The organism is Kitasatospora sp. NPDC058184, assembly GCF_042883725.1.
Lineage (GTDB): Bacteria > Actinomycetota > Actinomycetes > Streptomycetales > Streptomycetaceae > Kitasatospora.
Map to the genome: position 1 here is coordinate 261,707 of NZ_JBHVVE010000006.1, position 18,037 is coordinate 279,743.

Here is an 18,037-nt window from a genome sequence, read left to right on the forward strand (position 1 = left end):
CCGTGCCCGCGCCCGCTCTGGAGCGCCCGCGCGCACGTCCACGCGCCCGCTCGCGCCCCGCAGCGCCCGCGCACGGAACGGCCGACGCGACGTCCTGCACACCCACACACCGCACGAGGTGCACTCCGCCATGCGCACACCCACCCGCCGTACCGTCCTCGGCGCCGCGCTCGCCGCCGCCGGGACCGGCCTGCTCACCGCCTGCTCCTCCGGCTCCATGAAGGGCATGGACCACGGGTCCATGAACCACGGCCCCACGAGCGGCACGACCGGAGCCGCCGCCCCGGCCGGCTACCTCGCCCCGAACGGCCCCGAGGTCGCCGCCGCCGAGGCCCGGCGCAACCCCGGCCCGGAGCGGAAGGTCGCGCTCACCGCCACCGAGACCACCCTGGACCTCGGCGGCCGCACCGTCCGCAGCTGGGCGTACGGCGACCGCCTGCCCGGCCAGGAGGTGCGCGCCACCCTCGGCGACACGCTCGCCGTCACCCTCGCCAACCACCTGCCGCAGCCCACCACGCTGCACTGGCACGGCCTCGCGCTGCGCAACGACATGGACGGCGTGCCGGGCGTGACCCAGGCCGACGTCCGGCCCGGCGCCTCCTTCGAGTATCGCTTCGCGCTCGCCCACCCGGGCACGTACTGGTTCCACCCGCACTCCGGCGTCCAACAGGACCGCGGCCTGTACGCCCCGCTGATCGTCGAGGACCCCAGGGAGCCGCTGGCCTACGACAAGGAGTGGGTCGTGGTCCTGGACGACTGGGTGGACGGCGTCGACGGCAGCACCCCGGACGCCGTCCTCGCCGAACTCGCCCGGGGCATGGGCGGGATGGACCACTCGGGCGGCTCCGGCCACGACATGCCGGGGATGACGGGGATGCCGGGCCACGACATGGCGGGGATGACTGGGACGGGCAGCGCCCCGGGCGGCACCCCGAACGCCGCCGGCCCGTCCCGGATGCTGATGGGCGCTCAGAGCCCGCTGCTGGGAGGCGACGCCGGTGACGTCGCGTACCCGTTCCACCTGGTCAACGGCCGGCTCGCGACCGCGCCCGAGACCTTCACCGCCAAGCCCGGCGACCGGATCCGGATCCGGCTGGTCAACGCGGGCGGCGACACCGCCTACCGGGTCGCCCTCGGCGGCCACGAGCTGACCGTCACCCACACCGACGGCTTCCCGGTCGAACCGGCCACCACCCAGGCGCTGCTGCTCGGCATGGGCGAGCGCTACGACGTGCTGGTGACCGCCAAGGACGGCGCCTTCCCGCTGACCGCGCTGGCCGAGGGCAAGAACGCCACCGCCCTGGCCGTGCTGCGCACCGGCGGCGGCGCCGCGCCCGACGCCGCCGTCCGCCCGGCCGAGCTGGACGGCCGGCTGGTCACCGCGGGGCAGCTCAGGGCCGCCCCGGACGTCCGGCTGCCGGCCAAGACGCCGGACCGCACGGTGAGGCTGGAGCTCACCGGCGGGATGGCGAAGGCCGACTGGGCGTTCAACGGCCGCCGGTACGACCCGGCGCAGCGCTACCCGGTGGCGGCGGGCGAGCGGGTGCGGCTGGAGTTCCGCAACAGCACCGCCATGTGGCACCCCGTCCACCTGCACGGTCACAGTTTCGCGCTGCCCGGGGACGGCCCGCGCAAGGACACCGCGGTGGTGCTGCCGGGCACGACCCTGGCCGTCGACTTCGACGCCGACAACCCGGGCCTGTGGATGGTGCACTGCCACAACGTCTACCACGGGGAGACGGGCATGATGACCGTCCTCGGCTACCGGGCCTGATCGCGGACTCCCCCCCCGCGCGAAAGTGCCCGGGTTCCACCCCGAAAGGCCCCCGAACCGCTCCGGCGGTTCGGGGGCCCGCCGTCTCCGGCACCCGGCGCACTCCGGCGTGCCACCGGCACCGACCTGCGGCGTCATGACGATTTCTTAACGCGGCCCGGTAGCGGATCCTTAACGCCGGTCGCATAGCCTGACGCACTGCCGTCGCCCGACGGCGTTTTTACGGGGTCTTTAAACAAGAGGTGCAAGGTGGTTTCGTCGGGTTCGACGGAGACGGCGGAGTCGGACGCGCCGTCGGCGCGAATACGCCTCCGCAGCTGGCTGCTGGAGGACGTGACCGCGGAGAAGCCCGCGCGGCAGTCCGCCGACGAGGGCGCCCCGGAGGCGCCGACCGGGGGCGCGGCGGCGGGGGACTCCGCCGCGCACGGCACGCCCGCCGGCCAGCGCTGGTGGCGGGTGATGTGCCTGACCGGCCTGGACTACTTCTCGACGCTCGGCTACCAGCCGGGCATCGCCGCCCTGGCCGCGGGCGTGCTGTCGCCGATCGCCACCATCGTGCTGGTGGTGGTCACCCTGCTGGGCGCGCTGCCGGTCTACCGGCGGGTGGCCAAGGAGAGCCCGCGCGGCGAGGGCTCGATCGCGATGCTGGAGCGGCTGCTGTCGTTCTGGAAGGGCAAGCTGTTCGTCCTCGCGCTGCTCGGCTTCGCGGCGACGGACTTCCTGATCACCATCACGCTGTCCGCCGCCGACGCGAGCGCGCACCTGGTGGAGAACCCGCACCTGACCGGCTTCCTCGGCGGCAAGCAGGTGGTGATCACGCTGGTCCTGGTGGCCCTGCTCGGCGCGGTCTTCCTGAAGGGCTTCAGCGAGGCGATCGGCCTGGCGGTGTTCCTGGTCGGGACGTACCTGGTGCTGAACGTGGTCGTGGTGGCCGTCGGCCTCTGGAAGATCGTCTCGGCGCCGCACGTGGTCACCGACTGGACGGACGCGCTGACCGCCCAGCACGGCAACCCGATCGTCATGGTCGGCGTGGCCCTGGTGACCTTCCCGAAGCTGGCGCTCGGCCTGTCCGGCTTCGAGACCGGCGTCGCCGTGATGCCGCACATCAAGGGCGACCCCGACGACACCGAGGCGAACCCGGCCGGCCGGATCCGCGGCACCCGCAAGCTGCTGACCACCGCCGCCGTGATCATGAGCTGCTTCCTGATCGCCACCAGCTTCATCACCACGCTGCTCATCCCGGCCGACCAGTTCAAGGCCGGCGGCGACGCCAACGGCCGCGCCCTGGCGTACCTGGCCCACGAGTACCTCGGCGGCGCCTTCGGCAGCGTCTACGACCTCTCCACCATCGCGATCCTCTGGTTCGCCGGCGCCTCCGCCATGGCGGGCATGCTCAACCTGCTGCCCCGCTACCTGCCGCGCTACGGCATGGCCCCGCACTGGGCCCGCGCGGTGCGGCCGATGGTGATCGTGCTGACCCTGATCGGCTTCCTGGTCACCTGGATCTTCGACGCCGACGTGGACGCCCAGGGCGGCGCGTACGCGACCGGCGTGCTGGTGCTGATCAGCTCCGCCGCCATCGCGGTGACCATCGCCGCGCACAAGAAGCGCGAGCGCGGCTGGACGGTCGCCTTCGCGGTCATCGCGGCGATCTTCCTCTACACCACCGTGCTGAACTGCCTGGAGCGGCCGGACGGCCTGAAGATCGGCGCCTGCTTCATCGCCGGGATCGTCCTGGTCTCGCTGCTCTCCCGGCTGCGCCGCGCCTTCGAGCTGCGTGTCACCAGCGTGGCCCTGGACGACGTGGCGGAACGTTTCATCAGGGACTACGCCCACCGGCCGCTGCGGCTGATCGCCAACGAGCCGAACAGCCGGGACCTCGCCGAGTACCGCGACAAGATCCACCAGATCCGCGCCGACAACGACATCCCCGGCGAGGACGACCTGGTCTTCGTCGAGGTGACCGTCCGCGACGCCTCCGACTTCGAGGCCGCGCTGACCGTGCGCGGCGAGGTGCTGCACGGCCGCTACCGGGTGCTCACCCTGGAGAGCTCCAGCATCCCGAACGCGCTCGCCGCGCTGGCGCTCAACATCCGGGACCGCACCGGGCAGCAGCCGCACCTCTACTTCGAGTGGACCGAGGGCAGCCCCTTCGCCCAGTTCCTGCGGTTCTTCCTGTTCGGACAGGGCGAGGTCGCCCCCGTCACCCGCGAGGTGCTGCGCGAGGCCGAGCCGGACCGCTCGCGCCGCCCGCGCGTCCACGTCGGCTGACGGCCTGCTTCTGCTGCAAAGCCCGTAACGCCCCGGTCCGTCCGCTCCTGGTGAGCGGACGGGCCGGCGGCGTGTCCGGGGCGGAACGACGGACCGCCGCCCGCGCCTGGGCGGGCGCGGGCGGCGGTCGGGTTCGACCGGTCCTAGGAGGGGAGTTCGAGGACCAGTCCGGGATGGATGAGGTCCGGGTCCTCGCCGACCGCGTCGCGGTTGAGCTCGTAGAGCGCCGGCCAGCCGCCGGGGACGCGCAGGGACTCGGCGAGGTCGGCGAGGGTGTCGTTCTCGCGGACCGTCCAGGTGCCGTCCTCGGACTCGACCGGGGCGGCGTGGGTGTGGGTGTGGGCCGGGGGCGGCGGGGCGTTGTCGCGGCCCTGGCCGTGGGTGGCGCGGGCGCCGCACACGGGCCAGGGGGAGAGGCCGCGACGTTCGGCCAGGAGCTGGGCGACGGCGATCTGCTGCTCGCGGCTGGCGAGGTCGGCGCGCGGGGCGTAGCCGAGGCCGCCGTTCTCCCGCCAGGTGGGCTGGTCGAACTGGAGGCCGCCGTAGTAGCCGTTGCCGCTGTTGATGCGCCAGTTTCCGCTGCTCTCGCAGGCCGCCACGCGGTCCCAGTCGTACGAGCCGCCGCCCTCCCTCCCGGGGTCGGACCGGCTGTCGCGGCCTGGCGGCGCGGCGTGGGCCGCGGGGGCGGCGAGGGCCACGGTGAGGGCGCAGAGCGCGGTCGGGACGATGCGGCGCAGGCGAACGGTGGGAGGCATGGGCGGCTCTCAGACTCGGGGACAAGACCGGCGCCGTCCACGGGGGCGGCGCACTCCCACCCATGCACGCCGGACGGTGCGTTCCGTGGACGACACGTCCGACGGGTCACCCGCGCGGCGGCCCGGGGCCACCCCGGTGGTCGGCGGCCGACCGGCCGTACTCCTCGTCGCCTTGCCGTTTCGTCGCTTTGGTGCCTCGTCACCTCGCCGCTGGTGCGCCTGCCGCCCGCTTCCGGCGCCGGCAGCCGTCGTCGCGGCCCCGGCCCGCGCGCCGCGACCTCGGGGCTCCCGCGCCGCCCGGCCGACCGGGGACAAGGTCGTGCACCGAGGGTTCCCGGCCACCCGCCGTTCGGCTGCCGTTCGCCGTCCGCACGGCTGGGCGTGACCCGGCCGTGCGGTGCGGCTGGGAGCCTCCTCGGCGTTTCCCCGAGCCCAGGAGGCGGCAGTGGCGGCACAACCCTCTCGTACTTCCCGCACATCCCGTACGTCTCGAAGGACGGTCCTTCGCACCGGTGCGGCGGCCGGTGCGCTCGCCGCACTGCCCGCGTCCACCCTGCTGTGGACCCAGCCGGCGGTGGCCGGCACGCCCGGTCCGGAGCAGCTCCACCTCCAGTGGGGCGACGAGCCCTCCCGCGAGATGACGGTCTCCTGGGCGACGGCGGCGTCCGTGAACCGTCCCCGGGTGCGGATCGGCACCCCGCGCGAAGGCGCCGGCCGGACGGTGCACGCGCGCAGCCGCAGCTACGTGGACGGCCTCAACAAGGTCGAGACCTTCACCCACCACGCCCGCCTGGACGGCCTGCGGCCCGACACGACGTACGTCTACGAGGTGCTGCACGACGGCGCCCCGCCGGTCCGCGGCACCTTCCGCACCGCCCCCGCGCCCGGCCGGGCCGCGTTCCGCTTCACCAGCTTCGGCGACCTCGGCACCGGCGACAACGTGTTCAGCAAGTCCTCCATCCACGGCGCGGCGGCGGTCCGTCAGGTCGAGGGTTTCGACCCGCTGTTCCACCTGCTCAACGGCGACCTCGCGTACGCCAACAACAACCCGCAGCGCCAGCCGCAGGCCTGGAACGCGTTCATGAACAACATGGCCGGATCGGCCGCCCGCCGCCCGTGGATGCCCACACCCGGGAACCACGAGGTCGAGGCGGGTGGCGGGGAGCTCGGCTACGCCTCCTACCTGACCCGCTTCGAGCTGCCGGACAACGGCACGCGTGACCACTGCGGCACCTGGTACGGCTTCCAGATCGGCTCGGTGCTCTTCGTCAGCCTGGACGGCAACGAGATCGCGGTCGAGGACGACGCCAGCATCGACCCGGCCACCGGGCAGTCGATCTACATCAGCGGGTACAGCGATGGCGCCCAACTCCGCTGGCTGGACCGGCTGTTGTCGCGGGCGCGCGGCGGCAGCTCGGTGGACTGGATCGTGGTCTACCTGCACCAGTTCGCGATGTCCTCCTCCGCCCAGAGCCACGGCGGCGACATGGGCATCCGGGAGAAGCTGCTGCCGCTGCTCGACCGCCACAGCGTCGACCTCGTGCTGGCCGGCCACGACCACGACTACGAGCGCACCCACCCGGTGCGCGGCACCGCCCCCGGCGGCCTGCTCACCCCGGCCGTCGCCGACGACGACCTGCGGCAGATCGACACCTCGCAGGGCACCGTCCACCTGATCCTGGGCGGCGGCGGCACCGCCGGGCACGACGACGTCTACCTGCCCGCCGACGCCGACGGCGTCCGCGAGGCCTCCGTCCGCACCCAGCGCCTCACCTACAAGGCCGACCCGGACGCCAAGGAGAAGGCCCACTGGTCCGCCGTCACCGACCCGGACACCCGCTACCCCTACGGCGTCGCGGTCTTCGACGTCGACCCGGGGACGGTGCCCGGCGGCCGGACCGCCATCACCGTCAGCTACTACCACTCTGTCCCGGCCACCGCCGCCGCCCCGCTCCCGACGCCGGTGCTGTACGACCGCTTCACCCTGTACCGCGACCGCAGTGACGGCTGGGGCGACGACGACCAGGGTGAGGACTCCCAGGGCGAGGGCTCGCAGGGCCGGTCGGTCGCCGGCGCCCGCCGGTAGCGCACCCGTCGTCGAGGGCCCGCCGCGCCGCCCGGTGCGCGGCGGGTCCTCGCTGTCGTACCAACTCGCCTACCGTGAAAGGGAATCGAAAACACGTCCGGTGATGCCGGACCTCTTGTCAAAGGTTAGGGAAGTTTCCTAACTTGATGTCATGTCCGAGACCGAGACCCCACGGCACTCCCGGCGCGACCTCCTCCGAGCCGGCGCGGCGGGCGGAGCGGCCCTCGCGGCCGGCGGCCTGCTGCTGCCGGGCACCGCCCTGGCGGCCCCGCGCCCGACCGCCCTCGCCACCCCGACCCTCCCCGTCACCCCGACCTCCCCCGCCGCCCCGACCGTCCCCGCGCCCCGGGGCGAGCGGACCGCCGGGTCCGCGCTGCGGCCCTTCGGCCGGCACCTCGCCTACGGGGCCGACCCGTCCCAGCAGGTCGTCGTCTCCTGGCAGGTGCCGGACGCGGTGACCGCGCCGTTCGTCCGCATCGGCGTCCAGCCCGGCGACTACGGCGCCCCGATCGCCGCCGAGGTCCGCACCCTGGTCAGCAAGCTCTCCTGGCAGAAGCCGGTCGAGGACCAGCCCCTCGTCAAGCCCACCACCGTCACCCAGTACTACCTGCACGCGCGGCTGGACCAGCTGATCCCGGACACCACCTACTACTACGTGGTCGGCCACCAGGGCTACGACCCGGCCGGCCAGGGCGCCCGGCTCGGCGACGTGGCGAGCTTCCGCACCGCACCGGCCCCCGGCCGCGGCGCCGGATTCACCTTCACCGCCTTCGGCGACCAGGGCATCGGGTACAACGCGGCGGCCACCGGAAACCTGATCGCCGGCCTCGACCCCGCCTTCCACCTCCACATGGGCGACCTCTCCTACGCCAACGCCGGCGGCAGCGGCAAGACCAGCGACGCGTACGACGCCCGCCTGTGGGACTCCTTCTTCGTACAGAACGAACCCGTCGCCGCGCGGACCCCGTGGATGCCGGCGATCGGCAACCACGAGATGGAGCCCTGGTACGGGACCGACGGCTACGGCGGCATGCGCGCCCGCTTCACCACGCCCGACAACGCCTGGAGCCAGTCCACCGGCATCTACTCCTGGCGCTACCAGAACGTCGGCCTGATCAGCCTCGACGGCAACGACGTCTGCTACAACACCCCCGCCAACCTCGACTACACCAAGGGCAAGCAGAAGAAGTGGCTGGAGAGCCGGCTCGCCGCGCTCCGCGCCGACACCGGCATCGACTTCATCGTCGTCTACCTGCACCAGTGCACGTACTCCACCTGCCACGACAACGGGGCCGAACTCGGCGCGCAGCAGGACTGGGCCCCGCTGTTCGACAAGTACCAGGTGGACCTGGTGCTCAGCGGCCACAACCACGTCTACGAGCGGACCGACCCCATCCGGGCCGGCAAGCCCACCCGCAAGGTCGCCTCCGGCGACACCGTCGACCCGGTCAAGGACGGCACCACCTACGTCGTCGCGGGCGGCGGTGGCGGCGGGCTCTACTCCTTCCCCGCCGCCGACACCTACCTCGGGCACGAGAGCGCCAACGACAAGCCCGTGCCGATGGTGGTCTCCGACCGGAGCGGCCACAACCAGACCGTCAAGGTCACCTGGTCCAGGGTCCGGTACACCGGCTACTGCCTGGTGGCCATCGACGTGACCCCCGCCGTCGCGGGCAGGCCCGCCCGGATGGAGGTGCGCTCGCTCACCGAGGACGGCACCGCCGTGGACCGGGTCACCGTACAGCGCGGCTGACCCGGCGGCCGGCACCCGGTCCCGTTTGAGTACCGCTACTCAGGCGGGCGGGGCCGGTGTGCCGGGACGATGGCGGTCCCACGACGCCGGAGGCCACGGAGGGCCCGCCATGCTCAGCCGGATCGCCGCCGCCCTGGTGCCCGTCCTCGGGCGCCTCTCCGTCACCTCCGAGACACCCGGCCCGGTCGCCCCGGGCAGCGTCGTCGCGGCCAACCACACCTCGGCCGCCGACCCCGGCGTGGTGCTGGCCGCGCTGCGCCGCCTGGGCACCGAGCCGGTGGTGATGGCGACCGCCGGACTGTGGCGGGTACCGGTGCTCGGCGGAGTGCTGCGCTCCGGCGGGCACATCCCCGTCCACCGCGGCACGGCCCGGGCGGCCGAAGCCCTCGACGCGGCCGCCGCGGCGCTCGCGGCCGGCCGGGTCGTCCTCATCTACGGCGAGGGCGGCCTGCCCAAGCACCGGGACTCCCGCGACGCGGAACCGGGCGCCTTCCGCACCGGCCTCGCCCGGCTCGCGGCGGCGACCGGCGCCCCCGTGGTGCCGCTCGGCCAGTGCGGCGCCCGCCGCCTCAGCTCGGGCGGCACCGCCAAACAGCTCGCCGGACTCGCCACCGCCCCCCTGCGCCGCCCCGCCCTGCACGTCCACCTCGGCGCCCCGCTCCACCTGCCCGGCGACATCCCCGAGGCCACCGCCGCCGCCCACCGGGCCGTCACCGCCGCCTGGCGCACGGCGCAGCGGCGGTGCGGCGGGCCGGGTAGGTCATGGATCACGTGATCCATGACAACTCCCCTCCAGGCAAGGGCAGTCCGAGCACCCAGTAACGTTACTGGGTGCTCGGACCATCCCTGTTCGGTCAGCTCCGGGGAGAGGCCTCCAGCCGGTCCGCGGACCACAGGACAGCGGCCAGCGCCACCAACACCGGGACGGCCAGGAGGCCGAAGCAGATCGCCCCGGCCTGGGGCGCGCCCATCCCGGCCCGGACGAGACGCCACCCGAGGCCCAGGTCGACCGTCGTCGCCAGGCTGCCGAGACCGCCGGCGGTCACCCGCAGGTGCAGTCGCCGGGACCGGGGCGGGGTCGGTGCGGGTGTTTCCTGTGAGAGCATGGCAATGCCTTCCGGATCGGATAACGGATTTCGAACCCGATGAGGCATACGGGCGCCGTTCCGGCGAGGGGGCGGCGCCCATTTCATGCCCGTCTGCGGGTCCGGTGACGAGGATACCCACGCTCGGGCAGGGTGTGGACCGCCTCCTGATTCCGAAGCGACGGTCCTGTACCGGCCGTTGGAGTAGTGCAGATTGATATAAATTATTGCTGATCTCCGCAGGTCAGAGCCATGGTTTCGTCTACGGACCACACATCTCCACCTGCGAATTCGTGAAATCGCCGCAGAAAGAAGCGCGCCACATTTCGACGCCGTTCCAGCCCGAAAGTCCGAACTTTGCGGGACGGGCCGCTCTCGTGGGCACTTTTGGATGGCATGCCGACAATGCCTGCCGCCGCTGGGTGGTTGGCATCCGGTCGATCCGGAAAAAAAATTCCACCGATCCTTCGATCCGGCCCCGCCCGCCGCGCCACCACCTCGTCGCAGCCCTGGAGGTCGCGCCGGACCAAGCCGCGACGGCCGAACTCCTCGACCAGTACGACCAGTTCGCCTCCGGCCGACAGCAGGCCGGGCCGTTGCCATCCCTACACTGACGGGATCGGGCTCCAGGAGTCCAGCAGGTTCCGGAGGCGTTCGCGGTGGTCCGCGATCCACCCTTCCGGCAGGTCGATCGGAACCCGCACGGTGACCATCGAGCCCGACTCGTCCTCGACAACCACCTCGGGGCACCCGCGCTCACCGGTGAGCTGGATGAAGACGGACGGTCCGTTGTCCATCTCCATCCACTCGATGTCCTGGCCGGCATCGAGCCTGTCCAGGGCCAGGCCCCACTCCTCCAACTTCGAGGCCGACAGCACCAGGTCGATGCGCCCACTGACGAAGGGCGTCGCCACGGCGATCTCGGCGGCAAGCCCGCCGGACCATCGCGGGTGCCGACCCAGGACGGTGACCCCGACGCCGTTGCCCTCATCGTCAGCGAGAACGACAAGATCCATCGGAGCCACCTCGGCCATGACTCTCCCTCCTTCAACCGGCACGAGAGGGCATCGTGGCTCACCCGTCACGCTCGAGGCCAGCGCATTCCGGCCGGAGTGACCTCGACCGGCTCGGGGAGCCGGGGGCAGACCCGTCGGCCCGGGTGATCCCTTCGTCGTGCCGCGAACTACGCTGGCCGGCATGGACTGGCTCGATCGGGTGGCGCGGCTGAGGCGCTGGACGAAGGGCGGCGAGCGTGCGCCGCACAAGCCGCTGCTGCTGCTCTACGCGCTCGGCGGCTACCAGCGGGACGCCGGCGGCGAACTGCGGTACAGCGCGGTCGAGGAGGAGCTGAAGCGGCTGCTCGTCGAGTACGGCCCGCCGCGTCCGACGACCCCCGCCTACCCGTTCCACCACCTGGTCAGCGACGGGGTGTGGGAGGTCCGCACCGACCAGGGGCCGGGGAGCCCCGGCAGCGGGGTCGGGGTCCTCCGGGCGAGCGGGGCCGCCGGCAGGCTCGCGCCCGCGCTGCGGGCCGCGCTCGGCGAGGAGCCGGCCCTGCTGGGTCGGATGGCCCGGGTGCTGTTGGACGCCCACTTCCCGACGTCCCTGCACGCCGACCTCTGCGAGGCGGTCGGCCTCGACCTGGAGCGGGCCGAGACCGGGGCCGTGGGCGGGCCCGAGGCCGCGGCCCGGCGTCAGCGCGACCGGCGGATGCGTGAACTGATACTCACCGCCTACGAGTTCCAGTGCGCCTTCTGCGGCTACGACGGCGCCCTCGGGGCGAGTCCGGTCGGGCTGGAGGCCGCGCACGTGCGCTGGTGGTCGCACGACGGGCCGGACGAGGTCGACAACGGCCTGTGCCTGTGCTCACTGCACCACAAGCTCTTCGACAAGGGCGTGCTGGGCCTCGGTGAGGGCCATCGCATCCTGGTCTCCGACCGCTTCGTCGGCCGCAGCGAGGCCAGCCGCCGCCACGTGCTCGCACTCTCCGGCCGCCCGCTCATCGGCCCCCAGCCCGGCCGCCCCCCGGTCGCCGACCGCCACCGGCAGTGGCACACGCGCCAGGTGTTCCACGGCGTCCCGCGCCAGCCCGCGGAGCAGGGGGCCTTGGTCTAGTTGTACTGACGGGGAAGGTTCGCCGGATCGGCGGTTCGAGCGGTTGGATGTCCGGAGACGTCCGATGCGACCGTTGGGGCTGTGGTGGCTGAGCCTGTCCGCGTGCGCAGGTTGACCGACCAGGAGGGAGCGCGTCAGGCCCTCACACCACGCGCGATTCGGTACAGCACGTTCGGGCGCAGTGGCCCTTCGGGCGCGGTGGGGTCGTCGAAATCGTCAGCCGGGTCGCGGGTCATGCCGATCCGGCGCATCACTGCTTGGGAACGGATGTTGGTAGCAGTCGTCACTGCAAGAATCTCGGGAAGTTCAAGCGTTTCGAAGCCGAAGGCAAGACCGGCCAGGGCGGCCTCGGTGGCGTAACCCTGGCCCCAGGCCGAGCGAGCGAGCCTCCAACCGATCTCTACCCCCGTGAACGGCATGTCATCATCCACCTGGTCCAAGCCCGCGAAGCCGATGAACTCGCCCGTGGCCTGCACTTGAACCGCCCACCATCCGTAGCCTCGCCGGTCGAACTCGGCCTGGAAGCGCGCCACGGAGGCATCGCTCCGTTCACGGGTGAGCAGGTCGCCCAAGTGCTCCCGAACCTCAGGATCGGCATTCATAGCCGCCCACGGTTCAAGGTCGGAGTCTTGCCATCGACGGAGCACGAGGCGATCGGTACGCAGTTCAGCCATGCTGCCCAGCCAACGTGAGCGCCGCCCCCAAGGCAATCCATTTTCTCCGGGACCGCTACCGCCGCTCAGGAGGGGACTGCTCGGCCGGCTCCAGGACTGACGAAGCGACCACCGCCCCGGCGGGCATCCCGCTGATCGGATCCTCGGTCACCACAGACAACCAACGGCCGGTTCAGCGGGTCGGCATGCCTCCGTGCGGACTGTTGACCACCAGCGGCAGGGAACCCTCGGCAAGGTAGAAGTGCCCGGGAAAGTAGTCGATGTGGAGGTGGCCGCCGTCCTCGGCGGAAGCCATGCCGCGCAGGTTGTCCGCGAGTACCGCCCGGCCGGCGGAGTCACCGCTGATCACGAGGAACTGCCGCTCGGGGTCCAGATGGACAAGGACACCGGGGCCGGCGGTCCCCTTCACCTCGATCCCCGCCAGGGCGTCGGCGTCCGGCGAGGGGGTAGAGCCGAGAAGCCCCTTGCCCTCGGCCACCGCGTCCGCCAGACGGTTCAGCTCCTCCGCCGACGCCGTCAGATCCACTTCGCCGTACACGGGGTCGCTGACGAGTCTCACGCGGTCGGCACTCCTTCACGATCGGAATCCCTGATGCTACTGAACCTGGGCGGGTGAGGTCGGGGAGCGGTGAGTGTGCCGGTGCCCCGGACTGTTCCGCGGGCGGCTGCCACGCCAGGATGAGCGCATGACCGAGAGCGAAGCGGACCTGCCGGCATTGCTGCGCGAGCTCGATGATCCGGCGTGGCTGGAGTGGCCGCAGCGCTACGACCGTCGCGGGACCGCGGTTCGCTTCGGTGCTCTGGTGGCTCGACTCGAAGGCGACTTCGCTGCTCCCTGCCCGGCCGAGCAGGACGCCCAGGACTCCAGCGAGTACGGACGCGTCGTCGTTCCCGGGCACGCGACCGTCTGCGGAACCCGGATCGTCGTCTGCGTCAGCAAGTTCGGCTCACTGGCGCTGGTCTGCGCCGACAACCCGGGCGCCTTCAGCGGAACGGAGGAAGCACGGACCGAGGGCAAGCTGGACGGCGAGGACCTCGCCAGGGTCAACCGGGCGCTGGTCGAACTCGGCTATGTCGTGGTTGCCGAGGAACTACTGGAGAGCGACTACGACGGGCCGAGCCGACTGCCCTCGTACATCCAGCGGCCCACCTGGTCGGACCGCTTCTTCGGCTACTTCTGACGACCGCGATCGAGACCCGGTGCAGCACCGCGTTGATCCTGCGAGGGTCTTGATCGCCCCCCCCGGCGGGGTTGGGGGCGCGATCGGCTGGGCGCGGTCCGGTTTCAGTCGTGGATGAGTACGGCCGTGTAGTCGGCCAGGGCGGTGTTGATCTCGGCTGGGTCGAACGCGGCGGGGTCGAACTGGTCGGCCGAGTCGAGGCCGAGCCATTCGAGTCGTTCCTCGTGTTCTTCGTGGCCGGGGTCGGTGAGAACCTCGACGAGGTACTCGTATCCCCAGATCCCGCCGCAGTCCTCGGGCGGGCCGGCCCGTCGGCCGGTGAGGCAGTGAGGGTAGGAGACACCGGGTTCGGCGTCTCCTACGGCCTCGACGAGGATGTCGTGCTCCCAGTTGTCGCCGAAGTCGTAGATGTAGCGGAACCGCGTGCCGACGCCGGGGGCGATCTGGTCGAGGCGCATCGCCGTCGCGTCGCGGATCCCCAGGTCCCGATCGGTGACGCCGTACCGTTCCCGCCCGGTCTCGAAGGCCCACAGGTGGTAGTCCTCCCAGCCGAACGCGGCCTGGACCAGGTCGTGCAGCCGCCGCAGATCCGTGCCCGACGGCACCTGCAGGCGACGCCAGATCGGGGGCTTGGAGCCGGACAGGGTGACCTTGATCGTGTGGACGGACGTTCCCGGGGCGGTCCGGGAACGGGTGGGCGGCTTCACGCACCTGGTGTTCGACATGGCCGCCATCCTGCCAGCGGCACCGGTTCCCGTACGGGCGTCGGCCGTCGGCTCACCCGCCCGCGTGACAATGCGCTGCACTGGCTGAAGCAGGTCCGAGCGGTTGTCGTTCTCACAGCGCGAACGGTCGGTGGGCCAGGGCCAGTTCGACGACCTCGGCCGCTGTCGGCTCCGGCCCGTCGGCCGAGTAGATCAAGTCGCTGACGTAGCCACTCGGACAGCCAAGGCCCCTGTCCAGTGCCTCCAGCGTGCGGTCGATCTCGGCGTCGTTGTAGCAGTCCCCATCCATGATCTTCTGCACCATCGCAAGGGCCGACTCACGAGTCATCACTGCTTCAGCCACCCCCTCCAGGATGAGGAGAGAGTCTAGTGAGTCACGTGATCGACCGGACAGATTCCTAGCCGGGGAAGAGCCGCCCGAGGTGGTAGCGCAGGACGGTGGTGGCGGCCTCCGCCGTTCGCTGGCCGAGGAGGACGCTGAGGCCGAGGCCGGCGGAGACGGCGAGGAGGACGACGGCCTCCTGGCGGGGGTCCAGCTGCGGGTCGGCGGTTCCGGTCTGTTGGGCGGCGGTCAGCTGGGCGGTGAGGAAGGCCTCCATCTCGTTGGGCGCGGCGAGGAACTGGGGCCCGCCGAGGGCCGGATCGGTGACGGAGAGCACCGCGTACTCGGTGTGGATGAGGTGGAAGGCCCGGCTCTCCTCGTCGGTGGGGACGGCTTCGAGCAGGACGGCTTCGATGATGCCGTGCGGGTCGGTGGCCCCGCTCGCGCGGACGCGCCGCTGGACGCGTTCGCCCATGCGGGCCGTCAGCCGGGTCATGGCAGCGAGCAGCAACTGCTCCTTGGTGTCGAAGTAGTACTGCACGAGGCGGACCGAGACGCCGGCCTCGATGGCCACCGACCGCATGGTGACGGAGTGCAGGCCGCTGTTCGCCGCCGAGCGGAGCAGGGCGTCGATGATGTGGGCCCGCCGCTCCTCGTGATCCACCAGCTTCGGCATCGGGTTCCTTCCGGATCTTTTTGTGGTACAACCATACCATCAAACAGGGAGGGATCATGACCAGGACCAGCGTCGGACACTTCGTCAGCGAGCCGGCTCGGGCGAAGTTCCTTGAGGCGTACGACCGGGCGATGGAACTCTGGCCGGGCCCGCGCCGGGAACTCGACGTCGAGACCGCGTACGGAAGCGTCCACGTCCACCGCTACGGCGCGACGACCGGCGAGCCGATCGTCCTGCTGCACGGCCACGCCGGGCACCCGTCCAACTGGTACCCGCAGATCGCGGCGCTCGGCGAGCGGCACCCCGTCTACGCGATCGACACCCTGGACGACCCGGGCCGCAGCGTGCAACGCGCCGTCGCAGCCGGGTCGGAGGAGAACGCGGCCTGGCTCGGGGAGGTGCTGGCCGGCCTCGGGCTGGAGCGGGTCCACCTGGTCGGGGTGTCGTACGGCGGCTGGCTGGCGCTCAACCAGGCGATCCACGCGCCCGAGCGGCTGGCCTCGGTCGCGCCGCTCGACCCGGGCGGGATCGAGAAGGTCCCCGCGCGGTTCTACGCCCACATGGTCGGCGGCCTGTTCGGCATGCTCGCCCCGCGCCCGCTCCGCCCGGCCGTCGGCCGGCTGCTGGCCAACCCGGCACTGAGCGCGCCGCGCGAGATGATCGCACCGCTGATGCTCGCCATGCGGAGCTACAAGCCGGGCAGCCGCCCGCCGGCCCGGCCCTTCACGGACGAGGAGTTGGCGTCGATCGAGTTGCCGGTGCTCGTCCTGGTGGGCAGGCGCAGTGCGCTGCTGCGGCCGCGCCAGGTGGTGGAGCGGGTCACCCGCCTGATCCCCGGCGTGCGGGCGGAGATTCTGGAACGTGCCGGGCATGGACTCAACCTGGAGCAGCCCGAGCTGGTCAACGAGCGCCTGCTGGCCTTTGTCGAGCGGGAGTAGGGGGGAGGTTCAGGCCGCAGCGGCATGGCTCACGGTGGCGGCCTCCGGCGGGGAGAGCCAGATCAGTCGGGCGGTGATGCCCGGCCGCCTGGAGAAGTGGCGCACGGCCCGCTCGGGCGAGGGGAGGGTCATCCGCGTCCGCCCATCGATACTGATCACGTGGCTCCGGCCGTCCGAGTCGGCGAGCCCCCAGGCCGCGACCCACCCGTCAGCGTCGTTGCCGCACACCTGGACGACGGCGAACAGCCGGGGTGCGGTGTCGAGCACGAGCCCGCACAGCTCCTGGTCGAAGGTCGGTTCGACCGGCGGGCGGAGCGTGGTCGGGCGGGAGTTTGGCGAGGGCGTAGCGCTCATGGAAGTCTCCTACATGTAGGGGAGTTGGACGCCGCGCTGCTGTCACCGCCGGCAGCGGGCATCCATGACGCAGAGTCAAAAGTAGCCAGTCGGTAGTATGTAGTCCACCGCCTTTGAGGAATCTGTATCACTACCACTCCCATGGGTGACGGGCGCCGACGATGGCGGCCGAGAGCGAGGAGACAGCGGATGCCGCCCAGCAAGACTCCGCCGAGCATCCGGCAGCGGCGACTCGGCGCGGAGCTGCGCCGGTTGCGCGAGCAGGCGGGACTCTCGGTCACACGAGCCGGGGAACTGCACGGCACCCCGCAGTCCCGCATCAGCAACATCGAATCCGGCGGGTACCCGGTGAGCGCGGACCGCGTACGGACCCTGGCGCGTCTCTACGGCTGCGCGGACGACGCCCTGATCGAGGCACTGACGCACATGACCGGCGGCCGCACGCGTGGCTGGTGGGAGGAGTACCGCGAGATCCTCCCGGCCGGAGCGCTCGACCTGGCGGAACTCGAGCACCACACGCAGACGATGCGGATCGTCTCAGTGGTCCACATCCCTGGTCTTCTCCAGACCCCTGAACATGCTCGTGCCCTGTTCCGGGACGTAGTCCCGCCGTTGTCCCCGCCCGAAGTGGAGCACCTGGTATCTCACCGCATCAAGCGACAGGCGGTGCTCTTCGGCGACCATCCGATGCCGCTGTCGGCCGTCGTCCATGAGACGGCCTTGCGTATGGGCTTTGGGGGCCGCAAGGTTGCCCGTGATCAGCTCGAATATCTGTTGACCATGAGTGAACACCCGCACATCGATCTTCGTGTCATCCCGTTCGGCACCGGTAGCTACCCCAGTTCCGGTGCCGGGATCGTGTACTTCGCAGCAGAGGTCGCGCGGTTGGACAGTGTCCAGGTCGATGGGGACCGATTCGAGTTCATTGACACCGAGCCGCAGCTGATCAAGTATCGAGCCGTATTGGATCGGCTGGAGGCGAGTGCGCTCAAGCCCGACGCGTCCCGCGACCTGATCCGCCGGACCGCCCAGAGCATGTGAGACGGGAAGAACCATGGCCGTTCAGAGCTGGCAGAAGTCCTCGTTCAGCGGCGACACCGCCAACTGCATCTACGTCTCAGCAGTTGCCGACGCCACTGTCCGGATTCGTGAGAGCGATGACCCCGACACCGTCCTCTCGACTTCGCCCGGCGCGCTCGGCGCACTCCTGTGCGGCGTCAAGGCCGGGGAGTTCGACCACCTGACGACGTGATCTGCGCGGTGTGCACCCTTCTGGCCCGTGCCCCAGGTGTCCTGGGACACGGGCCGGCGTCATTCCCCTTGCGTGC

20 protein-coding genes are annotated in these 18,037 nt (G+C 71.6%); 11 read left to right on the forward strand and 9 right to left on the reverse strand.

Going from position 1 to position 18,037, the window contains the following annotated elements; all coding sequences use genetic code 11:
• The first annotated feature begins 130 nt into the window (after nt 1-130).
• Both ACFVXH_RS14330 and ACFVXH_RS14335 read left to right on the forward strand, forming a co-directional pair.
• Nucleotides 131-1,774: a multicopper oxidase family protein gene (locus ACFVXH_RS14330; protein WP_387823231.1), complete on the forward strand. Its 1,644-nt coding sequence runs from the start codon at nt 131-133 to the stop codon at nt 1,772-1,774.
• 249 nt (nt 1,775-2,023) lie between these two features.
• Nucleotides 2,024-4,045 (forward strand): amino acid transporter, encoded by a 2,022-nt coding sequence (locus tag ACFVXH_RS14335; RefSeq protein WP_375877115.1) that lies wholly within the window; start codon nt 2,024-2,026, stop codon nt 4,043-4,045.
• Nucleotides 4,046-4,188: 143 nt separating this feature from the next.
• On the opposite strand, the gene ACFVXH_RS14340 is transcribed toward ACFVXH_RS14335, so the two are convergent.
• Nucleotides 4,189-4,800: a transglycosylase family protein gene (locus ACFVXH_RS14340; RefSeq protein ID WP_387823235.1), complete on the reverse strand. Its 612-nt coding sequence runs from the start codon at nt 4,798-4,800 to the stop codon at nt 4,189-4,191.
• A gap of 574 nt (nt 4,801-5,374) precedes the next feature.
• Here ACFVXH_RS14340 and ACFVXH_RS14345 point away from each other — a divergent pair.
• From ACFVXH_RS14345 to ACFVXH_RS14355, 3 genes are all read left to right on the forward strand, one after another.
• Nucleotides 5,375-6,886 carry a purple acid phosphatase family protein gene (locus ACFVXH_RS14345; RefSeq protein ID WP_387823237.1) on the forward strand — a complete coding sequence of 504 codons (1,512 nt, stop codon included), beginning with the start codon at nt 5,375-5,377 and terminating at the stop codon, nt 6,884-6,886.
• A 151-nt stretch (nt 6,887-7,037) separates the two neighbouring features.
• Entirely contained in the window at nt 7,038-8,639 is a 1,602-nt protein-coding gene (locus ACFVXH_RS14350) for a purple acid phosphatase family protein (RefSeq protein WP_387823240.1), read from the forward strand.
• 109 nt (nt 8,640-8,748) lie between these two features.
• Nucleotides 8,749-9,414, forward strand: a complete 666-nt coding sequence (locus ACFVXH_RS14355) for a lysophospholipid acyltransferase family protein (RefSeq protein WP_387823243.1) — start codon at nt 8,749-8,751, stop codon at nt 9,412-9,414.
• Between the two features lie 79 nt (nt 9,415-9,493).
• Here the strand turns inward: ACFVXH_RS14355 and ACFVXH_RS14360 are convergent, their stop codons facing one another.
• Nucleotides 9,494-9,745 (reverse strand): hypothetical protein, encoded by a 252-nt coding sequence (locus ACFVXH_RS14360; RefSeq protein WP_387823246.1) that lies wholly within the window; start codon nt 9,743-9,745, stop codon nt 9,494-9,496.
• A 206-nt stretch (nt 9,746-9,951) separates the two neighbouring features.
• Between ACFVXH_RS14360 and ACFVXH_RS14365 the strand changes: the two genes are divergently transcribed.
• Nucleotides 9,952-10,338, forward strand: a complete 387-nt coding sequence (locus ACFVXH_RS14365) for a hypothetical protein (protein WP_387823248.1) — start codon at nt 9,952-9,954, stop codon at nt 10,336-10,338.
• Here the strand turns inward: ACFVXH_RS14365 and ACFVXH_RS14370 are convergent.
• Entirely contained in the window at nt 10,330-10,758 is a 429-nt protein-coding gene (locus tag ACFVXH_RS14370; protein ID WP_387823251.1) for a DUF5959 family protein, read from the reverse strand. The genes ACFVXH_RS14365 and ACFVXH_RS14370 overlap by 9 nt on opposite strands.
• Nucleotides 10,759-10,921: 163 nt before the next feature.
• On the opposite strand from ACFVXH_RS14370, the gene ACFVXH_RS14375 reads away from it, so the two are divergent.
• The gene (locus ACFVXH_RS14375; RefSeq protein ID WP_074002505.1) at nt 10,922-11,839 is read left to right on the forward strand and encodes a phosphorothioated DNA-binding restriction endonuclease; all 918 of its coding nucleotides are present in this window, start codon (nt 10,922-10,924) and stop codon (nt 11,837-11,839) included.
• Nucleotides 11,840-11,973: 134 nt separating this feature from the next.
• Here the strand turns inward: ACFVXH_RS14375 and ACFVXH_RS14380 are convergent, their stop codons facing one another.
• Both ACFVXH_RS14380 and ACFVXH_RS14385 read right to left on the reverse strand, forming a co-directional pair.
• Nucleotides 11,974-12,513: a GNAT family N-acetyltransferase gene (locus ACFVXH_RS14380; RefSeq protein WP_049650069.1), complete on the reverse strand. Its 540-nt coding sequence runs from the start codon at nt 12,511-12,513 to the stop codon at nt 11,974-11,976.
• Nucleotides 12,514-12,685: 172 nt separating this feature from the next.
• A complete protein-coding gene (locus ACFVXH_RS14385) occupies nt 12,686-13,051 on the reverse strand; it encodes a hypothetical protein (protein ID WP_387823256.1) in 366 nt (121 codons plus the stop codon).
• Between the two features lie 148 nt (nt 13,052-13,199).
• On the opposite strand from ACFVXH_RS14385, the gene ACFVXH_RS14390 reads away from it, so the two are divergent.
• The gene (locus tag ACFVXH_RS14390) at nt 13,200-13,694 is read left to right on the forward strand and encodes a hypothetical protein (RefSeq protein ID WP_387823259.1); all 495 of its coding nucleotides are present in this window, start codon (nt 13,200-13,202) and stop codon (nt 13,692-13,694) included.
• A gap of 104 nt (nt 13,695-13,798) precedes the next feature.
• Here ACFVXH_RS14390 and ACFVXH_RS14395 read toward each other — a convergent pair whose 3' ends face one another.
• The 3 genes from ACFVXH_RS14395 to ACFVXH_RS14405 all read right to left on the reverse strand — a co-directional run bounded on the left by ACFVXH_RS14395 (nt 13,799) and on the right by ACFVXH_RS14405 (nt 15,417).
• A complete protein-coding gene (locus ACFVXH_RS14395) occupies nt 13,799-14,419 on the reverse strand; it encodes a plasmid pRiA4b ORF-3 family protein (RefSeq protein WP_387823262.1) in 621 nt (206 codons plus the stop codon).
• A gap of 112 nt (nt 14,420-14,531) precedes the next feature.
• On the reverse strand, nt 14,532-14,762 hold the full coding sequence (locus tag ACFVXH_RS14400; RefSeq protein ID WP_310593110.1) for an e9imm peptide: 231 nt from the start codon (nt 14,760-14,762) through the stop codon (nt 14,532-14,534).
• Between the two features lie 55 nt (nt 14,763-14,817).
• Complete coding sequence (locus ACFVXH_RS14405) at nt 14,818-15,417, reverse strand: TetR/AcrR family transcriptional regulator (protein WP_387823265.1); 600 nt, start codon at nt 15,415-15,417, stop codon at nt 14,818-14,820.
• A gap of 56 nt (nt 15,418-15,473) precedes the next feature.
• Here ACFVXH_RS14405 and ACFVXH_RS14410 point away from each other — a divergent pair, with 56 nt between their 5' ends.
• Nucleotides 15,474-16,355 (forward strand): alpha/beta fold hydrolase, encoded by an 882-nt coding sequence (locus tag ACFVXH_RS14410; protein WP_387823268.1) that lies wholly within the window; start codon nt 15,474-15,476, stop codon nt 16,353-16,355.
• A 9-nt stretch (nt 16,356-16,364) separates the two neighbouring features.
• Here ACFVXH_RS14410 and ACFVXH_RS14415 read toward each other — a convergent pair whose 3' ends face one another.
• Nucleotides 16,365-16,709: a hypothetical protein gene (locus ACFVXH_RS14415; RefSeq protein WP_387823271.1), complete on the reverse strand. Its 345-nt coding sequence runs from the start codon at nt 16,707-16,709 to the stop codon at nt 16,365-16,367.
• Nucleotides 16,710-16,898: 189 nt separating this feature from the next.
• Here ACFVXH_RS14415 and ACFVXH_RS14420 point away from each other — a divergent pair, with 189 nt between their 5' ends.
• Nucleotides 16,899-17,750, forward strand: coding sequence for a helix-turn-helix domain-containing protein (locus ACFVXH_RS14420; RefSeq protein WP_387823274.1), 852 nt, complete (start codon nt 16,899-16,901; stop codon nt 17,748-17,750).
• Between the two features lie 13 nt (nt 17,751-17,763).
• A complete protein-coding gene (locus ACFVXH_RS14425; protein WP_387823277.1) occupies nt 17,764-17,961 on the forward strand; it encodes a DUF397 domain-containing protein in 198 nt (65 codons plus the stop codon).
• Nucleotides 17,962-18,037: the final 76 nt, after the last annotated feature.

Bases quoted from the DNA above. Each gene is read 5' to 3' on its own strand.
- ACFVXH_RS14330 (WP_387823231.1), top strand. From the start codon at position 131: ATGCGCACACCCACCCGCCGTACCGTCCTCGGCGCCGCGCTCGCCGCC.
- ACFVXH_RS14340 (WP_387823235.1), bottom strand. From the start codon at position 4,800: ATGCCTCCCACCGTTCGCCTGCGCCGCATCGTCCCGACCGCGCTCTGC.
- ACFVXH_RS14350 (WP_387823240.1), top strand. From the start codon at position 7,038: ATGTCCGAGACCGAGACCCCACGGCACTCCCGGCGCGACCTCCTCCGA.
- ACFVXH_RS14355 (WP_387823243.1), top strand. From the start codon at position 8,749: ATGCTCAGCCGGATCGCCGCCGCCCTGGTGCCCGTCCTCGGGCGCCTC.
- ACFVXH_RS14360 (WP_387823246.1), bottom strand. From the start codon at position 9,745: ATGCTCTCACAGGAAACACCCGCACCGACCCCGCCCCGGTCCCGGCGA.
- ACFVXH_RS14370 (WP_387823251.1), bottom strand. From the start codon at position 10,758: ATGGCCGAGGTGGCTCCGATGGATCTTGTCGTTCTCGCTGACGATGAG.
- ACFVXH_RS14375 (WP_074002505.1), top strand. From the start codon at position 10,922: ATGGACTGGCTCGATCGGGTGGCGCGGCTGAGGCGCTGGACGAAGGGC.
- ACFVXH_RS14380 (WP_049650069.1), bottom strand. From the start codon at position 12,513: ATGGCTGAACTGCGTACCGATCGCCTCGTGCTCCGTCGATGGCAAGAC.
- ACFVXH_RS14390 (WP_387823259.1), top strand. From the start codon at position 13,200: ATGACCGAGAGCGAAGCGGACCTGCCGGCATTGCTGCGCGAGCTCGAT.
- ACFVXH_RS14395 (WP_387823262.1), bottom strand. From the start codon at position 14,419: ATGTCGAACACCAGGTGCGTGAAGCCGCCCACCCGTTCCCGGACCGCC.
- ACFVXH_RS14405 (WP_387823265.1), bottom strand. From the start codon at position 15,417: ATGCCGAAGCTGGTGGATCACGAGGAGCGGCGGGCCCACATCATCGAC.
- ACFVXH_RS14410 (WP_387823268.1), top strand. From the start codon at position 15,474: ATGACCAGGACCAGCGTCGGACACTTCGTCAGCGAGCCGGCTCGGGCG.
- ACFVXH_RS14415 (WP_387823271.1), bottom strand. From the start codon at position 16,709: ATGAGCGCTACGCCCTCGCCAAACTCCCGCCCGACCACGCTCCGCCCG.
- ACFVXH_RS14420 (WP_387823274.1), top strand. From the start codon at position 16,899: ATGCCGCCCAGCAAGACTCCGCCGAGCATCCGGCAGCGGCGACTCGGC.
- ACFVXH_RS14425 (WP_387823277.1), top strand. From the start codon at position 17,764: ATGGCCGTTCAGAGCTGGCAGAAGTCCTCGTTCAGCGGCGACACCGCC.